The sequence below is a fragment of the Amycolatopsis sp. Poz14 genome, from assembly GCF_006704225.1.
Lineage (GTDB): Bacteria > Actinomycetota > Actinomycetes > Mycobacteriales > Pseudonocardiaceae > Amycolatopsis > Amycolatopsis nivea.
Genome location: NZ_JACLHD010000001.1, coordinates 7,449,080 through 7,466,127 on the forward strand (window position 1 = coordinate 7,449,080; position 17,048 = coordinate 7,466,127).

Genomic DNA, 17,048 nt, shown 5'->3' on the forward strand with positions numbered 1-17,048 from the left:
ACCCGTGCGCGGCGGTCGTGAAACTCGCTGGATCAGGCGGCGACCGCCTCGCGGACGCCCAGAATTTCATCGGCGCCGGTCACCGAAAGACACCGCCGGACGGCGTGCGCTGGTCCGACCACGACAGTGAGCTGAGGGTTCCGCTGGTGCGCGTCGAGCAGGGCGCGAACGCCCGCGCAGCTCAGAAACGCGACACCGGACAGGTCGACGACCACCGGCCCGGCCAACGGCGCGACGGCCGCCTCGAAAACATGCGCGGTAGCCGCGTCGAGGTCCCCGACCGGAGCGAGGTGAATCGCGTCCGCCCGCCTCGTCGCGCGGACGGTCAGTTCCACCGGCGCGGTGACGCCGGGAAGGTGGAGAGTCATGGGTTTGCGCTCCTTTCGCAGAGACCTGCTTGGGGCGCTGACCGCAGTATGGTTCTGGACAACAGCCAACACAGGCGACCGTACGCGTTCTCCCAGTGCGGTCAACCCGGATCACCACGAGGTTCACTCACGCGGCGGCCGAGTCCGCCTGGTCGGGGGGCTGACGATGATGCAGTGGTGACAGGGTGCGCTGGGGAGAAGTCCTACTGGCGCGGTTGTTGGCGGGATGCCGGTTTCGCGGCGACGGTACGGGGTCGTTCATCGGCCGTTCATGCGGGGGCACCTGGTCGGGGGATGCCCGGCTCGCGGTTCGCCGTTCGCGGTTAGCCGCTCGCGCCGCGGCTGGCGGTTCTTGGGATGCGGCTCCGCCGGGCTTCAGACTCCGCCTGGCTTCAGTTGGTGCTCGCGGCTCGAGCCCGCCGGGCTTCAGCTGATCCTCGCAGTGCGAGCGCGCCCGGCCTCAGCTGATCCTCGCGGCACGAGCCCACCGGACTTCGGTTGATCCTCGCCACGCAAGCCCGCCCGGCTTCACTTGATCCTTGCGACACGAGGTCGCCGGGCCCTGGGTGATCTTCGCGGGGCGACTCGGCCCGGCTTCAGTGATGATTGCGAGGCGAGCCCGCCGGACCCGAGCTGGCCGATGGGCCTATCCACCCTCGGGCCGAATCCTCGACGCGGCAGGCATTAGCGCAGCGACAAAGCCTCGCCCGCTCCCGCAGCAGGTCATCTCTCCTGCCCGGGAGCCTTCCGGCCGCTGCGGCCGATGTCCACTATGGACAGTCAGTCGCGCAGGGCGAGCTTCGCGAGTTCCTCGTCGAAGTCGAAGCAACGGTCTTCGGAACCGACCGGGACCTCGTCGTAGGTGCGGTCGAGGAAGTCGGCGAGTTCGTTCGCCGCCGCCTCCAGCACCGCGGAGCCGTCGGGGGCGTTCAGCTCCACCAGCACGCGGCTGTCGTCGGCGGCGGGACGCACCTGGACGTCTCCGTCGCCGGCCGGGGCGAGCAGGCCGTCGGCGAGTAAGTCCCGCCCGAACAGCCAGCGCACGACTCCGCCGCCCGCGTGGTAGCCGACCGACACCGCGAACGGATCCGCCGGGTCGTATTCCAGATCGGCGCGCACCGGCAGCGGGACGGACCCGAACGTGCGCAGCCCGAAGATGATCGTCGCGCGGACGACCTGCGGTTCGGTTTCCACGACGGCGCCTCCTTCGTTACCCGGTCGCGAACCTGTCCGGACCGAAGTGAATGTTTCTCAATAAGTAACGCGCCGTAAGAGCCTAAGCTGCCCGACGGGGGAGATTTCACCCCAACGGTGGAGATCTACGTCTCAGTCGGCTACGCAAGGGCAGCATTGACAGCAGGATCGGGCAACGCACCCGCCGCCGCCCCCGCCGGACCGGGGCTGCTTCGACCTGCGGAAACGGACCGCCACGATCGTGGAACCGGACGGCCCGAGGGCGCGCGGAAAGATCGTCGCCCGCCTTCCGGAAATATCGGCGACCACCGGGACGAATCGATTCAATGGTGAGCGGCGGCTCGGTTGCCGCTCAGCGGCGGTGGCGGCGGCAGAGTCCGGTCTCGGCGCCGGACCGGAAAGCGAATCCGCAGTGGAAGCGGCCGGGCAGGGACAGGTCGGCAGCGACGCAAGCGAGCAGCAGTTCGTCGGGTGTGGAGCTTCGAGAAGGTCAGCGCGCCCGCTCGAGAAAGGCCTCGACGGCGTCCACGACCTCGCCGGGCGCTTCTTCCGGAACGTAGTGGCCGCCGGGGACGGCATGACCGGCGACCGCGGCGGGAGCGGCGTGATGGTCCTGCCAGACGCGCACCACGTCGCGCCCGCCGAGTCCGCCCTCGGCGCCCCACAGGAGCAGCAGCGGGGCCCGCACCCGCAGCCCGCCGGCGTGATCCGCCTCGTCGCGTTCGAGGTCGGCCGTGAAGCCGGTCCGGTAGTCCTCGAAGGACGCCCGCAGCCGCGCCGGGTCGCTGAACGCCTCGACGTAGTGCTGGAAGGTTTCCTCGTCGACGGTGCCGGATTCGCGCACCCTGGCGAAGAAATGACCGAGATACGCCTCGACGTTCCCATCGACCAGCTTCGCCGCCAGCTCCGTGTTCCGGTGGAAGAACCAGTGCCACATCGCGCTCGCCGAATCGCGGTCGAACGAGTTCATGACCACCCGTGTGGGGAGAATGTCCAGCAGCGCCAGCGCTTTGACCTCCGCCGGGCGATCGAGCGCCCAACGATGCGCGACCCGCGCGCCGCGGTCGTGCCCGATCACCGCCGCCGACTCGAACCCCAGGTGATGGATCAGGCCGCTCAGGTCCGCGGCGGCGGCCCGTTTGCTGTAGTCCCCGGACCGGGCGAGACCCGAAGCGCCGTAACCGCGCAGATCCGGGGCGACGACGGTGCGGCCCTGGCTGAGCGGCTCGATCACGTGCCGCCAGCACGCGTTCGTCTGCGGCCACCCGCGCACCAGGACGAGCAGCTCCGGCCCGTCGCCTTCGACGCGGTAAGCCAGTTCCACGTCGTCGAGGCGCACCGATTCGAGCGTGTCCCGCGGCATAGTTCTCCTTTGCGGTCGTTGAGTTTTCTCGCGTCCACAGTGGACGCGACGGTCAGGAGGCGCCCAGCGCCGGATGGCGGGCGAGCAGGTCGTCCAGCCGGGAGCCGACCTCCGCGCAGTTCTGCCGCACCACGGCGAGGAACGCCGCGAGAACCGGCGAGGAATCGGCGGCCCGGAAGGACATCTGCAAATCCGGCAGCCGGAAGCGGGGCTCGACGTCGCAGAACCGGATGTCGTCGCGAGCGATCAGGCGCATCCGGTTCGGGCCGAGCCCGACCCCCGCGCCGCAGGCGGCGAGCCCGGCGATCGTGTGCACGTCGCGCGCCAGCGCGGCCCCGTCGAGGGCGGCGGGATCGTGCTCGAACAACGGTCGCAGGTAAGAGCCGGCGGCGTCCGCGCTGACCACGAGCGGCTCGCGCGCCAGCTGCCCGGCCTCGACGGACCGCTGCCCGGCGAAGGGGTGCGCCGACGAGACCACGGCGACCAGATGATCCGCGCCGATGGGCACCGTCACCAGGTCCTCCGCCCCGGCTCCGCGAGGGCCGCCGCGCCCCACCGCGACATCCAGTTCGCCGGCGAGCAGGGCCGCGGACGCGGTCGGCGTGTCCAGTTCCTGGAGGACCATCCGGACGTCCGGACGGGCCCGCCGGAACCGGCCGAGCACGCCCGGCAGCGGGTCGAGCAGCGCGGACCCGATGAACCCGAGCCGCAACCGCCCGGTCTCCCCGCGCGCGGCCCGGCCCGCCTCGACGCGCGCGAGTCTCATCTCGGCGAGCGCGCTGCCCGCCCTGGCGAGGAAGGCATTGCCCGCGGCGGTGGGGAAAACGCCGCGCGGGGTGCGGTCGAACAGCCGCTCGCCGATCTCGCGTTCGAGCGCGGCGATCTGGGTCGACAGCGGCGGCTGCGCGATGCCCAGTGACGCCGCGGCGCGGCCGAAATGCTGGTGCTCGGCGAGCGCCAGAGCGTAGCGAAGGTGACGGGCTTCCACGCGGCCACGATACGCGGAAAGTATGACGAAGGATCCTGTCAGATATGAGCATGGATAACGGGGTGGAGCTGCGGTGACCTGGTGCGGTCCGTGATCAACCCTTGCGAAGGGCCCTGGAATGACCCGTCCGTCCTCGTCCGAGACCGTCCTGCTGCTCGTGCACGGTGCCTGGCACGCCGCCCTGCACTGGAGCCCGACCCAGCGCGCGCTCAGCCGCCACGGCCTGGCCAGCATCGCCGTCGACCTGCCCGGCAGCGGGCTCGGCGCGCCCGTCCCCAGCGGGTACTTCCAGCCCGGCCAGCCGGGGCTCGCGGCCGAGAAATCGGCGTTGAGCGACCTCACCTTGCAGGACAGCACCGATGTCGTGCTCGAAGCGCTGGTCAGCGCCCGCACCCGCTACCGGAATGTGCTGCTGGTCGCGCACAGCGCCGCGGGTTCCGTAGTGTCGGCCGCCGCGGAGCAGGCGCCCGAACTGGTCGACCGCCTCGTGTACCTGTCCGCGTTCGTGCCCGCGGGCCGGCCGCGGTTCTCCGACTACATCGAAGCCGAGGAGAACGCCGGCGCCGTCCAGATTCCGCCGGTCGGCGACCCGGCCGAACTGGGCGCGATCCGGATCAATCCGCTTTCTCCCGACCCGGCGGTCACTGACGTCATCCGGCGCGCGTTCCTAAACGACCTGCCCGCGGACGCCCCGGACTCGTGGCGGCAGTTCCTGCACCCGGATCACCCGCTATCGCACTACGGCACACCAGTTCCGCTCTCGGCGGAGCGCTGGGGACGGCTCCCGCGCTCCTACCTCCGGTTGACCGGCGACCTCGCGCTGCCGCCGGTGACCCAGGATCTGATGATCGCCGAGGCCGACCAGGTGACGCCGGACAATCCGTTCCAGGTGCATTCCCTGCCGGGCGGCCATTCGCCGTTCGTGATCCGGCCGGAGGAGCTGGCGACGCTGTTCGCCGCCATCGCGCTGCAGCGGTCCGCCCGATGACCACGACGCGGTCCCCCTCCCGGCGGCTTCTCCTGCCGATCATCCTGTCCGGCACGTTCGTGCAGCTGTTCAGCGTCACGGTCATGCAGGTGGGCGTGGTCGACGTCCAGCGAGATCTGGGCGCCGGGGCAGGCGAGAGCCAACTGGTTCTCGCCGCCTACACCCTCGCCTACGCCTGCTCGCTGATCGTTTCCGCGCGGCTGGGCGACAACTACGGCTACCGGAGGATGTTCGTCGCCGGGATGGCGCTGTTCACTCTCGCCTCGGTCGGGGCGGCCGCCGCGCCCGAAGCGTGGGTGCTGATCGCCGGACGGTTGCTGCAGGGTTTCGGCAGCGGGCTGATGGCGCCGCAGATTCTGTCGATCATCCAGTCCGCGGTGGCCCCGGGCCGTCGTGCCACCGCGTTGAGCGCGTTCGGCGCGACCATGGCGGCCGCTTCGCTCGCGGGCCCGGTGCTCGGCGGCGTGCTCATCCAGCTCGACCCGCTCGGACTCGGCTGGCGGGCGGCGATGCTGCTGACCGTTCCCGTCGGCATCGCCGCCCTCGCGCTCTCCCCCGCGCTGCCGCCGGACCACGGCGAACGCACGACGGCACGCGTCGACCGGACCGGGGCGGCGCTGAGCCTGTTCGGCTTGGCCCTGCTGGTCTTTCCCCTGACAATGGGGCGGGACGCCGGCTGGCCGTGGTGGACGTGGCTGAGCCTGGCGCTGGCTGCCACGCTGCTGGCCGGTTTCGCGATTTCCCAGCGCAGGGCGGCGGAACCGCTCGTCCATCCGTCCGCATGGGCCGAACCGGCGACGCGATGGGGGCTGGGCATCGTCCTGGTGTTCAACGCCGGAGTGCCGTCCTTCACGCTGTTGCTGTCGATGCATCTGCAGGGCGCGCAGGGCTGGAGTCCGCTTCAGACCGGGTTCGGCATCACCCCGTACGCCGTCGGGGCACTGGCCGGGAGCGGAATCGCGAAGAGGCTGGGCAGGCGCTTCGGCCCGTGGGCTCTGGCGTCGTCCGCCCTGGCCATGGGATCGGTGTCGCTGGTCGTCCCGGCGACCATCGGCGACCCGGCCCTGCGGTGGCTGTACTGGCTCGCGCTGTGCCTCGGCGGCATCGGGTTCGGCGTGTTCACCGCTTCGGCGTTCACCCAGATCATCGCCAGAGCCCGCCCAGAAGCCGCGACCTCGGTCTCGGGTCTGCTCCCGACGGCACAGCAACTGGGCGGAACCCTCGGCGTCACGTTCGCGGGCATCGCCTACGCGACGTCCGCCGGAAACCCCGGCCAGGCGTTGTGGCACGCGATGACCTACGAGGCCGCGGTGTTCGCGTTGGCCGCCGCCTTCGCTTTCGGACTGGCGGGCCGCGCGGCTCGAAAAGCACCGGCCCGGACCGGCTCGGCGATCTGCTGAACTCACGGCTGCGCGCGGTAAGTGGGGTCGGCTCGGTATTTCCGCGCGGTTTCCCGCAGGCAGTGCAGGAGCAGGTCGCCGTATTTCGGGTCCGTGCCGGCCCAGGCGGCCCAGGTGCGCATCCAGTGTTCGGGCCGGTGTTCGCTGAGCGGGACCCAGGTCCAGCCGGGAAACCATTTGCGCGCCGAGGCATTGCCGATGAGGACCGCGTCCACGCGGGAACTCGTGGCGATCAGTTCGCTGTGTTCGGAGAAGGCGCGAAACAGCCAGTCGACTTCGGTCCGGGTGGTCGCGGCGGCGGTGCGGAGGCTGATTTCCTCGCCCTTGGAGGAATGCGCCATGACGCGCAGGCCGGCGAGGTCCGTGACGTCGATTTCGGTTCGGCCGGCCGGGAGCGCGTCCTCGCGGAAGACGCAGCCGAGTCGTTGCCGGAACAGCAATTCCGCGTGGAGTTCGGGCGGTTCGGTGTGCATCAAGCTCAGATCGAGCAGTCCGTTGTTGAGCATCCGCCGCTGTTCCTCGCTGGTGGCCTCGACGATGGCGAACCGGACCTCCGGCGCCTCGGCGGCGACCGACGCCAGGTAGTCCTCGATCCAGCCGTGCGGAACTCCCGAGGGCACTCCGAGATGCACGAGGCGCCCGCCGGCCGAGGCGGTCTGGAGGACTTCCGGGACCCGGTCGACGAGTTCGAAGATCGACAGCAGGTGCGCGCGCAGGCCTTCCCCCGCGACGGTCAGCGTGGTGCCAGCCGGCGTGCGCCGCAGCAACTGGTGCCCGAGGTTCTTCTCCAGCTGGGCGATCTGCCTGCTCAGCGTGGGCTGAGTGAGGTGCAGTGCGGCCGCGGCGCGCGAGATCGAGCCGTATTCGGCCACCGCGCGGAAGTAGTCGAGCTGACGCAACTCAAGCATGGGGACATGCTATGCCTCCGGAGCATGAGGATGGCCAATAACAGGTATTTGCTAAATAACCGACGGCCGCTGACGATCTGAGGACCGAAGACACTCCCCGGAGGACCCCATGAGCGCAAAGATCGTCGAGCTGGCTTTCGAGCGGTTTTCCGGTGGCGCCGCGCCGTTCTCCTTCGTGCTCGTGCACGGCTGGGCCCGGTCCCGTTCGGACTGGGCTCCGATCCTCGACGGTCTCCGTGCCTTCGCTCCGGTCGTGGCCGTCGACCTGCGCGGGCACGGCGAGTCCCGGCCGGGCGAGGGCATGCGGCTTCCGGATGTCGCAGCCGACGTCCGGGCCGTGCTCGAGCGGCTCGGACTCGCTCGCGTCGTGCTGGTCGGGCACTCCGCGGGCAGCGAGGCGGCCGCCTTCCTCGCCCGGCGGGAGCCGGAACTCGTCGCCGGTCTGGTCGTCGTCGATCCGGCGTTCGGGCTCCCCGACGACGACCGCGCCCGGATCGAGGCGCTGGCCGGGCGGCTCCGGCGGGAGGATCCCGTCGCCGTCGCGGCCGAGCATTTCCTGAAGTCCGGGCCCAGCCCGTTGCCGGGCGCCGGCGGGGCGGTCTCGGCCACGCCGGAAGCGATCCGCGATCTGTTCGCCGACTTCGCCTTCGCGCCGGAGTCCCTGCATTTCCAGACCGAGACCGCCAGGTTCTTCGCCGGGTTCCCCGTTCCGGTCCTGGCGTTCTACCGGAACGAAGAACGTGCCGCTCTCGCCCGGGAAATCCTTCCTGCCGCCCGGATCCACGTGCTTCCCGGCGGCCATTGGACCCACCACGAGCACCCCGGCGAGGTCGTGGCCGCCATCGCGGACTGGATCCGCTGACCGAGTTCTTTTTCGCGCGCTGAAAGGAAAGAAGAGAATGGCCGAGCCGCAACGCGTCGCCATCGTCACCGGCGGGGCCGGAAAACTGGGGAGCGCCATCGCCGCGCGACTCCTCGAGGACGGCGTCGCCGTCGTGGTGGCGGACGTGAACAAGGAAGCGGCGGCCGCGACCGTCGCGGGGTTCCGCGAGCGGTTCGCCGCTCCCGCCGTCGACATCGCCGCCGACCTCGGGTCCGTCGAGGCGATCGAGTCGCTGGTGGACGAGACAGGCGCCCGGTTCGGCCGGATCGACATCGTCGTCAACAACGCCGCGGTGAACCGCCGTTCGACCCTGTCCGAACTCGCCCCGGACGACTGGGACCTGATGAGCGGTGTGAACCTGCGCGCGCCGGCGATCCTGGTGAGCCGCGCGCTCGGTTTCTTCAAGGCGCAAAACAGCGGGGCGATCGTCAACATCGCCTCGCGGAACTGGGTTTCCGGCGGCCCGGTGGCCTACACGACGATGAAGGCCGGCCTCGTCGGCATGACCCGCTCGTTCGCCACCGAACTGGCGAAGTACCGCATCACCGCCAACGCCGTGGCGCCCAGCTTCATCGAATCGGACTTCACCGGCTACGACCGCGACGAGGAGCAAATGCGGCGTCTGATGGAGCAGTACCAGGCGATCACCCCGCTCCCGCGCATGGCCGAACCCCGCGATGTCGCGAACGCCGTCGCGTTCCTCGCCTCGCCCGCCGCGTCCTTCATCACCGGCGAAGTCCTGCACGTCTGCGGCGGCGCCCAGCTCGCCCCGCTCCCCCGGACGCCGCTCGCCGTCGAGCGCTCTTCGCGGCGATGAGGTTCAGCGTCGCGACGATCTCGTTGCCCACCCTGGACATCGGCGAATCGATCGCCGAAATCACCGCGGCCGGGTTCGGCGGCGTCGAATGGCGCGTCGAGCCGCGTCCCGGCAGCATCCCGGATGCCCAGCCCGCGCACCCGTTCCTCGTGGACCACCGGTCCACCCTCCCGCTCGACGTCGCGGCGGCGGAGAGCGCGGCGGCGGAAACTCGCGCGGCGGGGCTCGAAGTGGTCGGCCTGGCGCCCTACGTCGAAGTCGGCGACATCGCCACGCTCCGGCTGACCTGCGACATGGCCGCTGCCGCCGGCACCGGACAGATCCGGTTGCAGGCACCGAGAATCTCCCGCACGAACAAACCGTATTCCGTCCTCTACGCGGAAACAGTCGCGTTCTTCGCCGACGTCGAGGCCACGGCAAAGGAAACCGGCGTCCGGGCGTTGCTGGAGATCCACCACAACACCATCTGCTCCAGCGCGTCTTTGGCGCATCGGGTGGTCGCGCGGTTCGACCCGGCGCACGTCGGCGTCATCTACGACGTCGGGAATTTCGTCTTCGAAGGCTACGAGGCGCACGAAATCGCGCTCGACCTGCTCGGCGATCACCTCGGGCACGTGCATCTGAAGAACGCCGCGCACTTCCGGTCGCCGGGCGGGGCATGGCGGCCGGGGTGGACGCCGCTCGAAGACGGCGAGGTCGACGTCCCGCACGTCCTCGGACTCCTTCACGAGCACGGCTACCGCGGCTGGGTGTCCGTGGAGGACATGAGCCTCGACCGCACCCCGCGCGCCGCCTTGCGCCACAACGCGGCACAGCTCCGCGAGTGGGGCTTGCTGCACTGACACCTCACCATCCAGGACAAGGAGGTCCTCGCATGGACACCGCGGAGCCGTCCGCAGGCACAGCCCTGCCCGAGCACCCGGCCGTTTCCCGCTACCGCTGGGTGATCTTGGCCAGCTGCTGGCTGGCTTTCACCCTCATCTACATCAACCGCACCGCGTGGTCGGTGGTCGCCGTCGACGCTTCGCATTCCCTCGGACTTTCCGTGGCCCAGCTCGGGATCTTCGCCACGGCGCTGTCCATCGGCTACGTCGTCACCAACATCCCCGGCGGCATCGTCGCCGACCTGATCGGCGGCCGGATGGCAGCCGGGATCTCCTTGGTGACCGCGGGAATGCTGACCTTCGCGTTCGGCAGCGTCAAGAACGTCGGCGTGGGAATCGCGATCCAGATCCTCATCGGGCTGGTCAGCGGCGCCGACGTCGCGTCCTTCACCAAGCTGATCAGCCGCTGGTTCCCGCCCCGCGAGCGCGGCACCGCGTTCGGCCTGTACATCACGTCGACCGCGCTGGGCGGGGTGATCGCGAACGCCTCCATCCCGGAATTGCTGACGGCCCTGCACTGGAACGGCGTCTACTACCTCCTCGGCGCGCTGACCGTCGCCGTCGGCGCGGTGTGCTGGGCCCTCCTGCGCAACAATCCGCCGTCCCCGGTCGAACCCGCCGGCGAACCCCCGGCCCCGGGCGGCGGACGGCTCGGTCTGCGCGCGATGTTCGCCAATCGCAACCTGGTGTCGCTCGCGGCGGCCGGCCTCGGCATGCAATGGGCCACCCTCGGGTTCCTGGCCTGGGGCAATTCGCTGATGGTCAAGGCGCTCGGCCTGTCCGCCGGGAAGGCGGCGCTGGTGATGGTCGTCGTCAGCACCACGGCCATCGGGGTCAAACCGCTGGTCGGCTTCCTGTCCGACCGCGTCCGCGGCACCCGCAAGACGCATCTGATGGTGCTCAGCGGGTACTTCGCGCTCATCCTGGCGGTGTTCGGGCTGGTCCGGAGCTACTCGATGCTGCTCGTGCTCGCTCCGTTCCTCGGGCTCGGCGTCTACGGCTATACAGTGCTCACGAACTCGACCGTGCCCCAGTACGCGGATCCGCGGTTCGTCGGCGGGTCCTTCGGTTTCGCCAACACCGCCTGGCAGCTCGGCGGCGTCTTCGCGCCGGTCGCGGTGGGCGCGGTGTTCAGCGCCACCGGTTCGCTGTTCCTCGCCCTCGCGGTTCTGGCGGCCGGCCCGTTGCTGGGGGTATTCCTGCTCCTGCCGATCCGCGAACAAGCCAAGACAGCGGTCTCCGCCGAAGGGAACTCTCTTGTCCACAACAGACACTGACCGGCTCGAAATCCGCGCGCTGGTGGAAAACTGGGCCCTGTGGCGAGACGCGGGGGACTGGGAACGGTTCGCCACGGTGTGGCATCCCCGCACGGGCTGGATGAGCGCGACCTGGTTCCAGGGCCCGGCGTCCGAGTTCATCGCCGCCAGCCGCACGGGATTCGAGAACGGGGTGAGCATCCTGCACTTCCTGGGCGGGCACACCGCCGACATCTCCGGCGATCGCGCGGTCGCCCAGACGAAGATGACCATCAACCAGCGCGCGGACGTCGACGGCGTGCCCGTGGACGTGGTGTGCACCGGCCGGTTCTACGACTTCCTCGCGGTCCACGAGCGGCAGTGGAAGATCGTGCGTCGCCAGCCGATTTACGAGAAGGACCGCCTCGATGCCGTCGACCCGGCGGCTTCGCTGTCCCTCGATCCGGCTTTGCTCGGCCGCTTTCCGATCGGCTACCGGCACCTCGGCTACGTCCAGACGAAGGCCGGGTTCACCGTGGGGGAGGGCCTCCCCGGCCTGACCGGCGCCGCCGTCGAGACGCTGTACCGGGAAGGGGGCGACTGGCTGGCGGGTTCGGGCACCCCTGGGATCCCGCTCCGCTGAAGTCATGCGGAGCACCGGCCGACGAGCCGCGCTGGGCGGTTGCTCTCCGGCTGAAGGTCCGTGAAGGGCTCCTTGAAGGAATCTGATTCCTTCAAGGAGCCCTTCACGGACCTCGCCAGCGAGTGCCAGCCCCACGAGCGCGGCGCACTCGCTGCCGGGAAACCTCAGCGAGCCGTCGAGCAGAGGGTCACCGGCTCCACTCCTCCACCCGCACCCCCATCAACCGAGCCGCCGCACGCAGTTCCCTTCGGCGGTCTCCCGGCACCGCATGCACGTGGTTCGCCCCGAAGCGCGACAAAAACGTCTCCGAAGCCACATCCAGACGCGCGAACGCGTGCGGCCACTCCGGCGTCGAGCGCGACACCAGCTCCTCCGTCGTCCGCGCGTCGTAGTTCTCGAACTCCCCCAGCACCAATTGCATCCGATACTCCCCGTCCAACCGGCTCAACCGCGCCAAGGTCATCCGGCCGGGGGCGGCGATGTGCTGCACCGAAGCCCCGCCCGCGGGGAAGAAGAACACCTCCGGATAAAGGTGCACCCGCGCCAAATTCTCCGCCGGGTCCTCGCTCCGCGCGGCGAACCATGTCGCGTGCTGGCCGGAGTTGCACAGATCCCACACGTCGCGGTCCGGGTGGTAGTGCCGGACATCAGCAAACAGCACCGGCGTCCCGGTGATCCGGTGCATCAGCTGCATGGTCAGCGCACCGTCCATGTCCGCTTCGGTGGCGGTGACGTGCACGGCTTTGGGGCCGTTCCAGTCGTACGGATCGTTGAGCAGCGCCTCGGCGACATCGGCGGTCGCGAAGTGCTCGGTCAGCTCCGGTTGTGCCTTGATCCCGGAGAAATCCAGGTGGCGTTCGGCAGCGACATCGCGCACGGCAAGGTAAAGACGCAGTTGGCGTTCCAGCAACTCCGGGGTGAGGCGATCTCCATCGTAGTGCACGGTGGCATGTTGTTCCAGCCATTTCCGGCCGTCGACAGCCGCGGAAGAAGGGCCGGATTCGGCGCGGCGGACCAGTTCGTATTGGTCGATTTCCTCGACGTCCACGCCGAATTGGCGCATCCACTGATCGGTATTGGCCACCGCGGTGTTCATACCCATCGGCCGTCCGCCGAAGCGGCCGAAGGTCGAACCGCGCAGCGAACCGACGGCAGCGGCGGCGCTCGCGTGTGCGCCGACTTCGGCGATCAGTTCCGGGTCGGACGGCGAGCCCCACAGGCGGGTGTGCGTGCGGCCGATCTGGTCGAGTGCTCCCCCTGCGGCGAGCATTCCGACCAACCCGGGTTCGGTCGGGTCGGTGCTCGCGACGAGCAGCAGCGGGCCCGGGGTCGCGTCCGCGGCCAGCATGGTGAAGTGTGGAAACGCCCACACCGCGTAGTACAGCACCGTCACGTCCACCGAACTCGCGGCGACCGAGCGCGCGGCCGCGGTCGCGGTGGTGTTCGTGGCTACCAGCCCTCCGGTGACGACGTCGTGGCCCGCCGCGGTCAAGGCGGCGGTGAACTCGTCCACTTTGGACCGGATGAAGCCGGTGTTCCGCCGGTGCACGTGGTCGCGCCCGTCGGAGACGGCGAGGACACCGATTCGCGCCATAGGTCAGCTCCGGTTCAGTTCGGCGTACACCTGGGCTGCGTTGTCGCGCGTCACCAGGCGGGTGGGCAGGGTCTGCGTCTTGGGCACGGTCTGGCAGTCGACGAGCAGTTTCTTCGCTGCCGCAACGGCTTCCTTGCCGCCGGTCGGGTAGATGAACGTGGCTGACAGGCGTCCGGCCTCCACCGCTTTGATGCCGCCTTCGGGCACCGGGAGGCCGTCGATGCCGACGATCGGCAGGTCCGCGCGGCCCGCGTTCTGCGCGGCGATGCGCGCGCCCTCGGCCATCGGGTCGTTCTCGGAGAACATCGCTTGCGCGTCCGGATGCGCTTTCAGCAACGCGTCCGCCTGCTGTTGTCCCTTGTCCCGCAACCAATCCGCGTCCGCGCTGCCCACGACGGTGATATTGCGGTCCGTAATGCCCTGGTTGAATCCGTCGCTGCGTTCCTTAGCGGGCGTCGATCCGGCGAGACCCTTCAGTTCGACGACTTTCCCGCCCTGTGGCAGCAATTTCTCGGCGAAGAACTTGCCCGCCTGACGGCCGATGTCCACATTGTCCGCACCGATGAACGACGTGTACCCGTCGCCGTCCACCTTCCGGTCCAGCACGAGCACCGGGATCCCCTGGTCGTAAGCCTTCTTCACGACTCCAGTCAGCGGCGTCGCCTCGTTCGGGCTGATGATCAGCAGGTCGATGCCCTGGGTCAGGAACGTATTGACCTGCTCGACCTGTTTCGCGTTGTCCTGCGCGGCATCCGCGTAACTGACGCTGAATTGCGGCACGCCGGCCGCGGCCTTGCGGATGTCGTCGTCCATCCGGACGCGATACGGTTCGGCGAGATTCGCTTGGCTCATCCCGATTTTGTATTTCCCGCTCGGGCCGTGGCATTGTTTCGCGGCCGGCGCAGCGCCGGACGACGCGCCCGGCGCGTTCTCGTGCGTGGTGCCGCAGGCGGCGACGAGGGCCAGCCCCGCCAGGACCGCCCCGCCGCGGATGATGCCGGACATCTGCTCCCCTTTTCCCGGACGCCTATGCCGTGGCCGGGCGCAGCCGCTGCAGGCCCGCGGCCAGCACGATCACCACGCCGACCACGATCAGCTGGACGTTCGAATCGATGTCGTTGAGCTGGAGGATGTTGTCGAGCACGCCGACCAGCAGGGCGCCCGCGACGGTGCCGGACACCGACCCGCGCCCGCCGGACAGGCTGGTCCCGCCGATCACGACGGCGGCGATCGCGTTGAGCTCGTACCCGGTGCCGTCGTTGGGCCCGCCGAAGTTGTACTGTCCCGCGTGGACGATCCCGGCCAGCGCGGCGAGCAGCCCGCACAGGCCGAAGACCAGCACTTTCACCCGGATCACCGGCACCCCGGACAGCACCGCGGCCTTCTCGTTGCCGCCGATCGCGTACACGTGCCGCGAGAACGCGCTCGCCCGCAGCACCAGCACCGCGAGCGCCGCGACGACCACGAAGAACAGCGCCGGGATCGGCACCACGCCGCCGAACGTCCGCTCGCCCAGCAGCGAGAACGGCACCGGAGCCTGGCCGGGACCGGTGCCGTAGGTGATCGAAACGCCCTCGCCGCCGGACCACATCCGGGCGATCCCGCGGGCGATCTGCATCCCGGCGAGCGTCACGATGAACGACTGGATCCGGAACCGCGCGCTCGCGATCCCTTGCAGCAGCCCGAAACCGAAGCCGAGCGCGAGGATCAGCAGCACGCCCGGCACGAGTCCCCAGCCGCCGCTGGTGAGCAGCAGCGCGACGCCGACGCTGGCCAGCCCCATCACCGAGCCCACCGACAGGTCGATGCCGCCGACCAGGATCACCAGCGTCATGCCGACCGCGATGATGCCGATCTCGGAGATCGCGCGGACGACGTTGAACAGATTGCCGCTGCCGAGAAACACCAGCTCCCCGTCTCGGTGCGGGGAGAAGACGATCGCGGCGGCGAAGACCAGCACGAGCCCGAAGACGCTCTGGAACCGGAAGACCGCGGCCAGCACCGAACGCCCGTTCACCGGACGTCTCCCATCGACGCGGCGAGCAGTTCCGCCTCGCCGGCCTGAGCGGTGTCCAGCTCGTGGACGCTGCGTCCGCCGCGCAGCACCACTACGCGGTCGCACACGCCGACCAGCTCCGCCGGTTCCGAGGACGCCAGCAGCACCCCGACGCCGCTCCGCGCGGCCTCGCCGAGCAGCCGGTAGATCTCCGCCTTCGCCCCGACGTCCACGCCGCGCGTCGGCTCGTCGAGCAACAGCAGCGCCGGTTCGGTCAGCAAAGCCCGTCCCAGCACCACTTTCTGCTGATTCCCGCCGGACAGCGAACCCACCGGATCGGCGAGCGACCCCAGTTTCACCCCGAGCCTCCCCGCTTCTTCCCCGGCCACCGCCCGCTCGCGCCTGCCGGGAACGATCCCGAACCGCGCCAGACGGTCCACAATGGACAGCACGGTGTTCGCCACGACGGAATGCTCCAGCGCCAGCCCCGCGATCCGCCGGTCCTCGGGCACGAACGCGATCCCCGACCGCAGCGACCCGCGCGGCGAACGCGGCCGGAACTCTTTGCCGCGCAAAAAAATCCGTCCGCTCAACAGCTTTCCCCCGGCAGCGCCGTACAGCGCCTCCAGCAGCTCGGTCCGTCCCGCGCCGAGCAACCCGGCGACGCCGACGATCTCTCCGGCCCGCACAGTGAGACTGATCCCGTCCGGCTCCCGCCGCCCGGCGCGCGGCCGCATCACGAGGTCCTCGACGCGCAACACCTCGTCCTGATTCGGCGAGGGCACGCTGTCCGCGCGGAACATGAGGTGCACCGGACGGCCCACCATCGCCTCCGCGGCCCGCTCGGCAGTCAGCTCCGCCGCGCTGAACTCCGCGACGACCTCGCCGTTGCGCAGCACCGTCGCCCGGTCCGCGACCCGCCCGATCTCGTCCATCCGGTGCGACACGTAAACGATCGCCGCCCCGTCCGCGCGCAGCTGGTCGATGACCGTGAACAGCCGCTCCACCTCGCGCGGCGACAGCGCCGACGTGGGTTCGTCCATCAGCAGGATCCGCGCGTCCAGCGACAGCGCTTTCGCGATGGTGACGAGCTGCTGTTCGCCGGTGCGCAGCCGTTCGACCGGCGTACGCGGATCGAGGTCGACGCCGGAGCGCTCCAGCACCTCGCGGGTGGCCGCGACCATCCGCCGCCGGTCGACCGTGCCGCCGCGGGTGTGCGGTTCGCGGCCGAGAAAGACGTTCTCCGCCACGGAAAGCGCGGGAACGAGGTCCAGTTCCTGATGGATCATCGCGACCCCGGCGCGGCGCGCGTCGGCCGGGCGGGCGAACCGGACCGCCTCCCCCGCGATCCGGATCGCCCCCTCCCCGGCGGCGATCTCCCCCGACAAGATCTTCAGCAGCGTGGACTTGCCTGCCCCGTTCTCGCCGAGCAGCGCGTGCACCTCCCCCTTCGCCGCGGTGAAGTCCACCGCGCCCAGGGCACGCACCCCGCCGTAGGTCTTGCTGACGCCGGCCAGCTCGGCCAGCGCGACGCCGTCGCCCATGCCCCGCCCTCTCGGCCCGCCCCACGTCGAGAAATCGATTACCCGCGACGGTAGGGGCACCCCGCCGGAGTGTCAAGGGTCACATTTTCCCAGTTCAGGGGAGCCTCGGCTCCGGTTCGGCCGGGCACGTTCCGCTCCGCCGCCTGAACTGCGGGTGACCCCTGTCCGACCCCCTGGAAACGCCTGGCCGTCCAGTTGCCTCCGCCCCTGGCCGGCCGGGCGTGATTTGTGGCATACCTCGCG

16 protein-coding genes are annotated in these 17,048 nt (G+C 70.0%); 7 read left to right on the plus strand and 9 right to left on the minus strand.

The annotated features are described in order from the left end of the window. Positions 1–32 precede the first annotated feature (32 nt). From FKO37_RS34590 to FKO37_RS34605, 4 genes are all read right to left on the minus strand, one after another. The gene (locus FKO37_RS34590) at positions 33–368 is read right to left on the minus strand and encodes an STAS domain-containing protein (protein WP_134663489.1); all 336 of its coding nucleotides are present in this window, start codon (positions 366–368) and stop codon (positions 33–35) included. A 780-nt stretch (positions 369–1,148) separates the two neighbouring features. Then, complete coding sequence (locus tag FKO37_RS34595) at positions 1,149–1,562, minus strand: SsgA family sporulation/cell division regulator (RefSeq protein WP_037818751.1); 414 nt, start codon at positions 1,560–1,562, stop codon at positions 1,149–1,151. 490 nt (positions 1,563–2,052) lie between these two features. Then, positions 2,053–2,925, minus strand: coding sequence for an alpha/beta fold hydrolase (locus FKO37_RS34600; RefSeq protein ID WP_238607250.1), 873 nt, complete (start codon positions 2,923–2,925; stop codon positions 2,053–2,055). Between the two features lie 52 nt (positions 2,926–2,977). After that, complete coding sequence (locus FKO37_RS34605) at positions 2,978–3,913, minus strand: LysR family transcriptional regulator (RefSeq protein ID WP_238607251.1); 936 nt, start codon at positions 3,911–3,913, stop codon at positions 2,978–2,980. Between the two features lie 118 nt (positions 3,914–4,031). Between FKO37_RS34605 and FKO37_RS34610 the strand changes: the two genes are divergently transcribed. Further along, complete coding sequence (locus FKO37_RS34610) at positions 4,032–4,901, plus strand: alpha/beta fold hydrolase (RefSeq protein WP_238607252.1); 870 nt, start codon at positions 4,032–4,034, stop codon at positions 4,899–4,901. Then, on the plus strand, positions 4,898–6,301 hold the full coding sequence (locus FKO37_RS34615; protein ID WP_238607253.1) for an MFS transporter: 1,404 nt from the start codon (positions 4,898–4,900) through the stop codon (positions 6,299–6,301). The genes FKO37_RS34610 and FKO37_RS34615 overlap by 4 nt, the downstream gene beginning before the upstream one ends. A 2-nt stretch (positions 6,302–6,303) precedes the next feature. Here the strand turns inward: FKO37_RS34615 and FKO37_RS34620 are convergent, their stop codons facing one another. After that, positions 6,304–7,209 (minus strand): LysR family transcriptional regulator, encoded by a 906-nt coding sequence (locus FKO37_RS34620; protein ID WP_051729636.1) that lies wholly within the window; start codon positions 7,207–7,209, stop codon positions 6,304–6,306. Positions 7,210–7,318: 109 nt separating this feature from the next. On the opposite strand from FKO37_RS34620, the gene FKO37_RS34625 reads away from it, so the two are divergent. Genes FKO37_RS34625 through FKO37_RS34645 form a run of 5 tightly spaced genes read left to right on the plus strand, consistent with a single transcriptional unit; the run spans position 7,319 to position 11,671 of the window. Further along, a complete protein-coding gene (locus FKO37_RS34625; RefSeq protein WP_238607254.1) occupies positions 7,319–8,071 on the plus strand; it encodes an alpha/beta fold hydrolase in 753 nt (250 codons plus the stop codon). A 37-nt stretch (positions 8,072–8,108) separates the two neighbouring features. Beyond that, on the plus strand, positions 8,109–8,909 hold the full coding sequence (locus FKO37_RS34630; RefSeq protein ID WP_238607255.1) for an SDR family NAD(P)-dependent oxidoreductase: 801 nt from the start codon (positions 8,109–8,111) through the stop codon (positions 8,907–8,909). Beyond that, positions 8,906–9,751: a sugar phosphate isomerase/epimerase gene (locus FKO37_RS34635; RefSeq protein ID WP_238607256.1), complete on the plus strand. Its 846-nt coding sequence runs from the start codon at positions 8,906–8,908 to the stop codon at positions 9,749–9,751. The genes FKO37_RS34630 and FKO37_RS34635 overlap by 4 nt, the downstream gene beginning before the upstream one ends. Positions 9,752–9,783: 32 nt before the next feature. Then, entirely contained in the window at positions 9,784–11,070 is a 1,287-nt protein-coding gene (locus FKO37_RS34640) for a nitrate/nitrite transporter (RefSeq protein WP_238607257.1), read from the plus strand. Next, entirely contained in the window at positions 11,051–11,671 is a 621-nt protein-coding gene (locus tag FKO37_RS34645) for a nuclear transport factor 2 family protein (protein WP_238607258.1), read from the plus strand. Before FKO37_RS34640 ends, FKO37_RS34645 begins: the two co-directional genes overlap by 20 nt. A 187-nt stretch (positions 11,672–11,858) precedes the next feature. Here the strand turns inward: FKO37_RS34645 and FKO37_RS34650 are convergent, their stop codons facing one another. Genes FKO37_RS34650 through FKO37_RS34665 form a run of 4 tightly spaced genes read right to left on the minus strand, consistent with a single transcriptional unit; the run spans position 11,859 to position 16,805 of the window. Next, positions 11,859–13,265 (minus strand): L-fucose/L-arabinose isomerase family protein, encoded by a 1,407-nt coding sequence (locus FKO37_RS34650; protein WP_134732894.1) that lies wholly within the window; start codon positions 13,263–13,265, stop codon positions 11,859–11,861. Between the two features lie 3 nt (positions 13,266–13,268). Further along, a complete protein-coding gene (locus tag FKO37_RS34655) occupies positions 13,269–14,270 on the minus strand; it encodes a substrate-binding domain-containing protein (protein ID WP_238607259.1) in 1,002 nt (333 codons plus the stop codon). Positions 14,271–14,292: 22 nt separating this feature from the next. Next, entirely contained in the window at positions 14,293–15,282 is a 990-nt protein-coding gene (locus FKO37_RS34660) for an ABC transporter permease (RefSeq protein WP_037818734.1), read from the minus strand. After that, entirely contained in the window at positions 15,279–16,805 is a 1,527-nt protein-coding gene (locus FKO37_RS34665) for a sugar ABC transporter ATP-binding protein (RefSeq protein ID WP_238607260.1), read from the minus strand. Before FKO37_RS34665 ends, FKO37_RS34660 begins: the two co-directional genes overlap by 4 nt. Between the last annotated feature and the right edge of the window lie 243 nt (positions 16,806–17,048).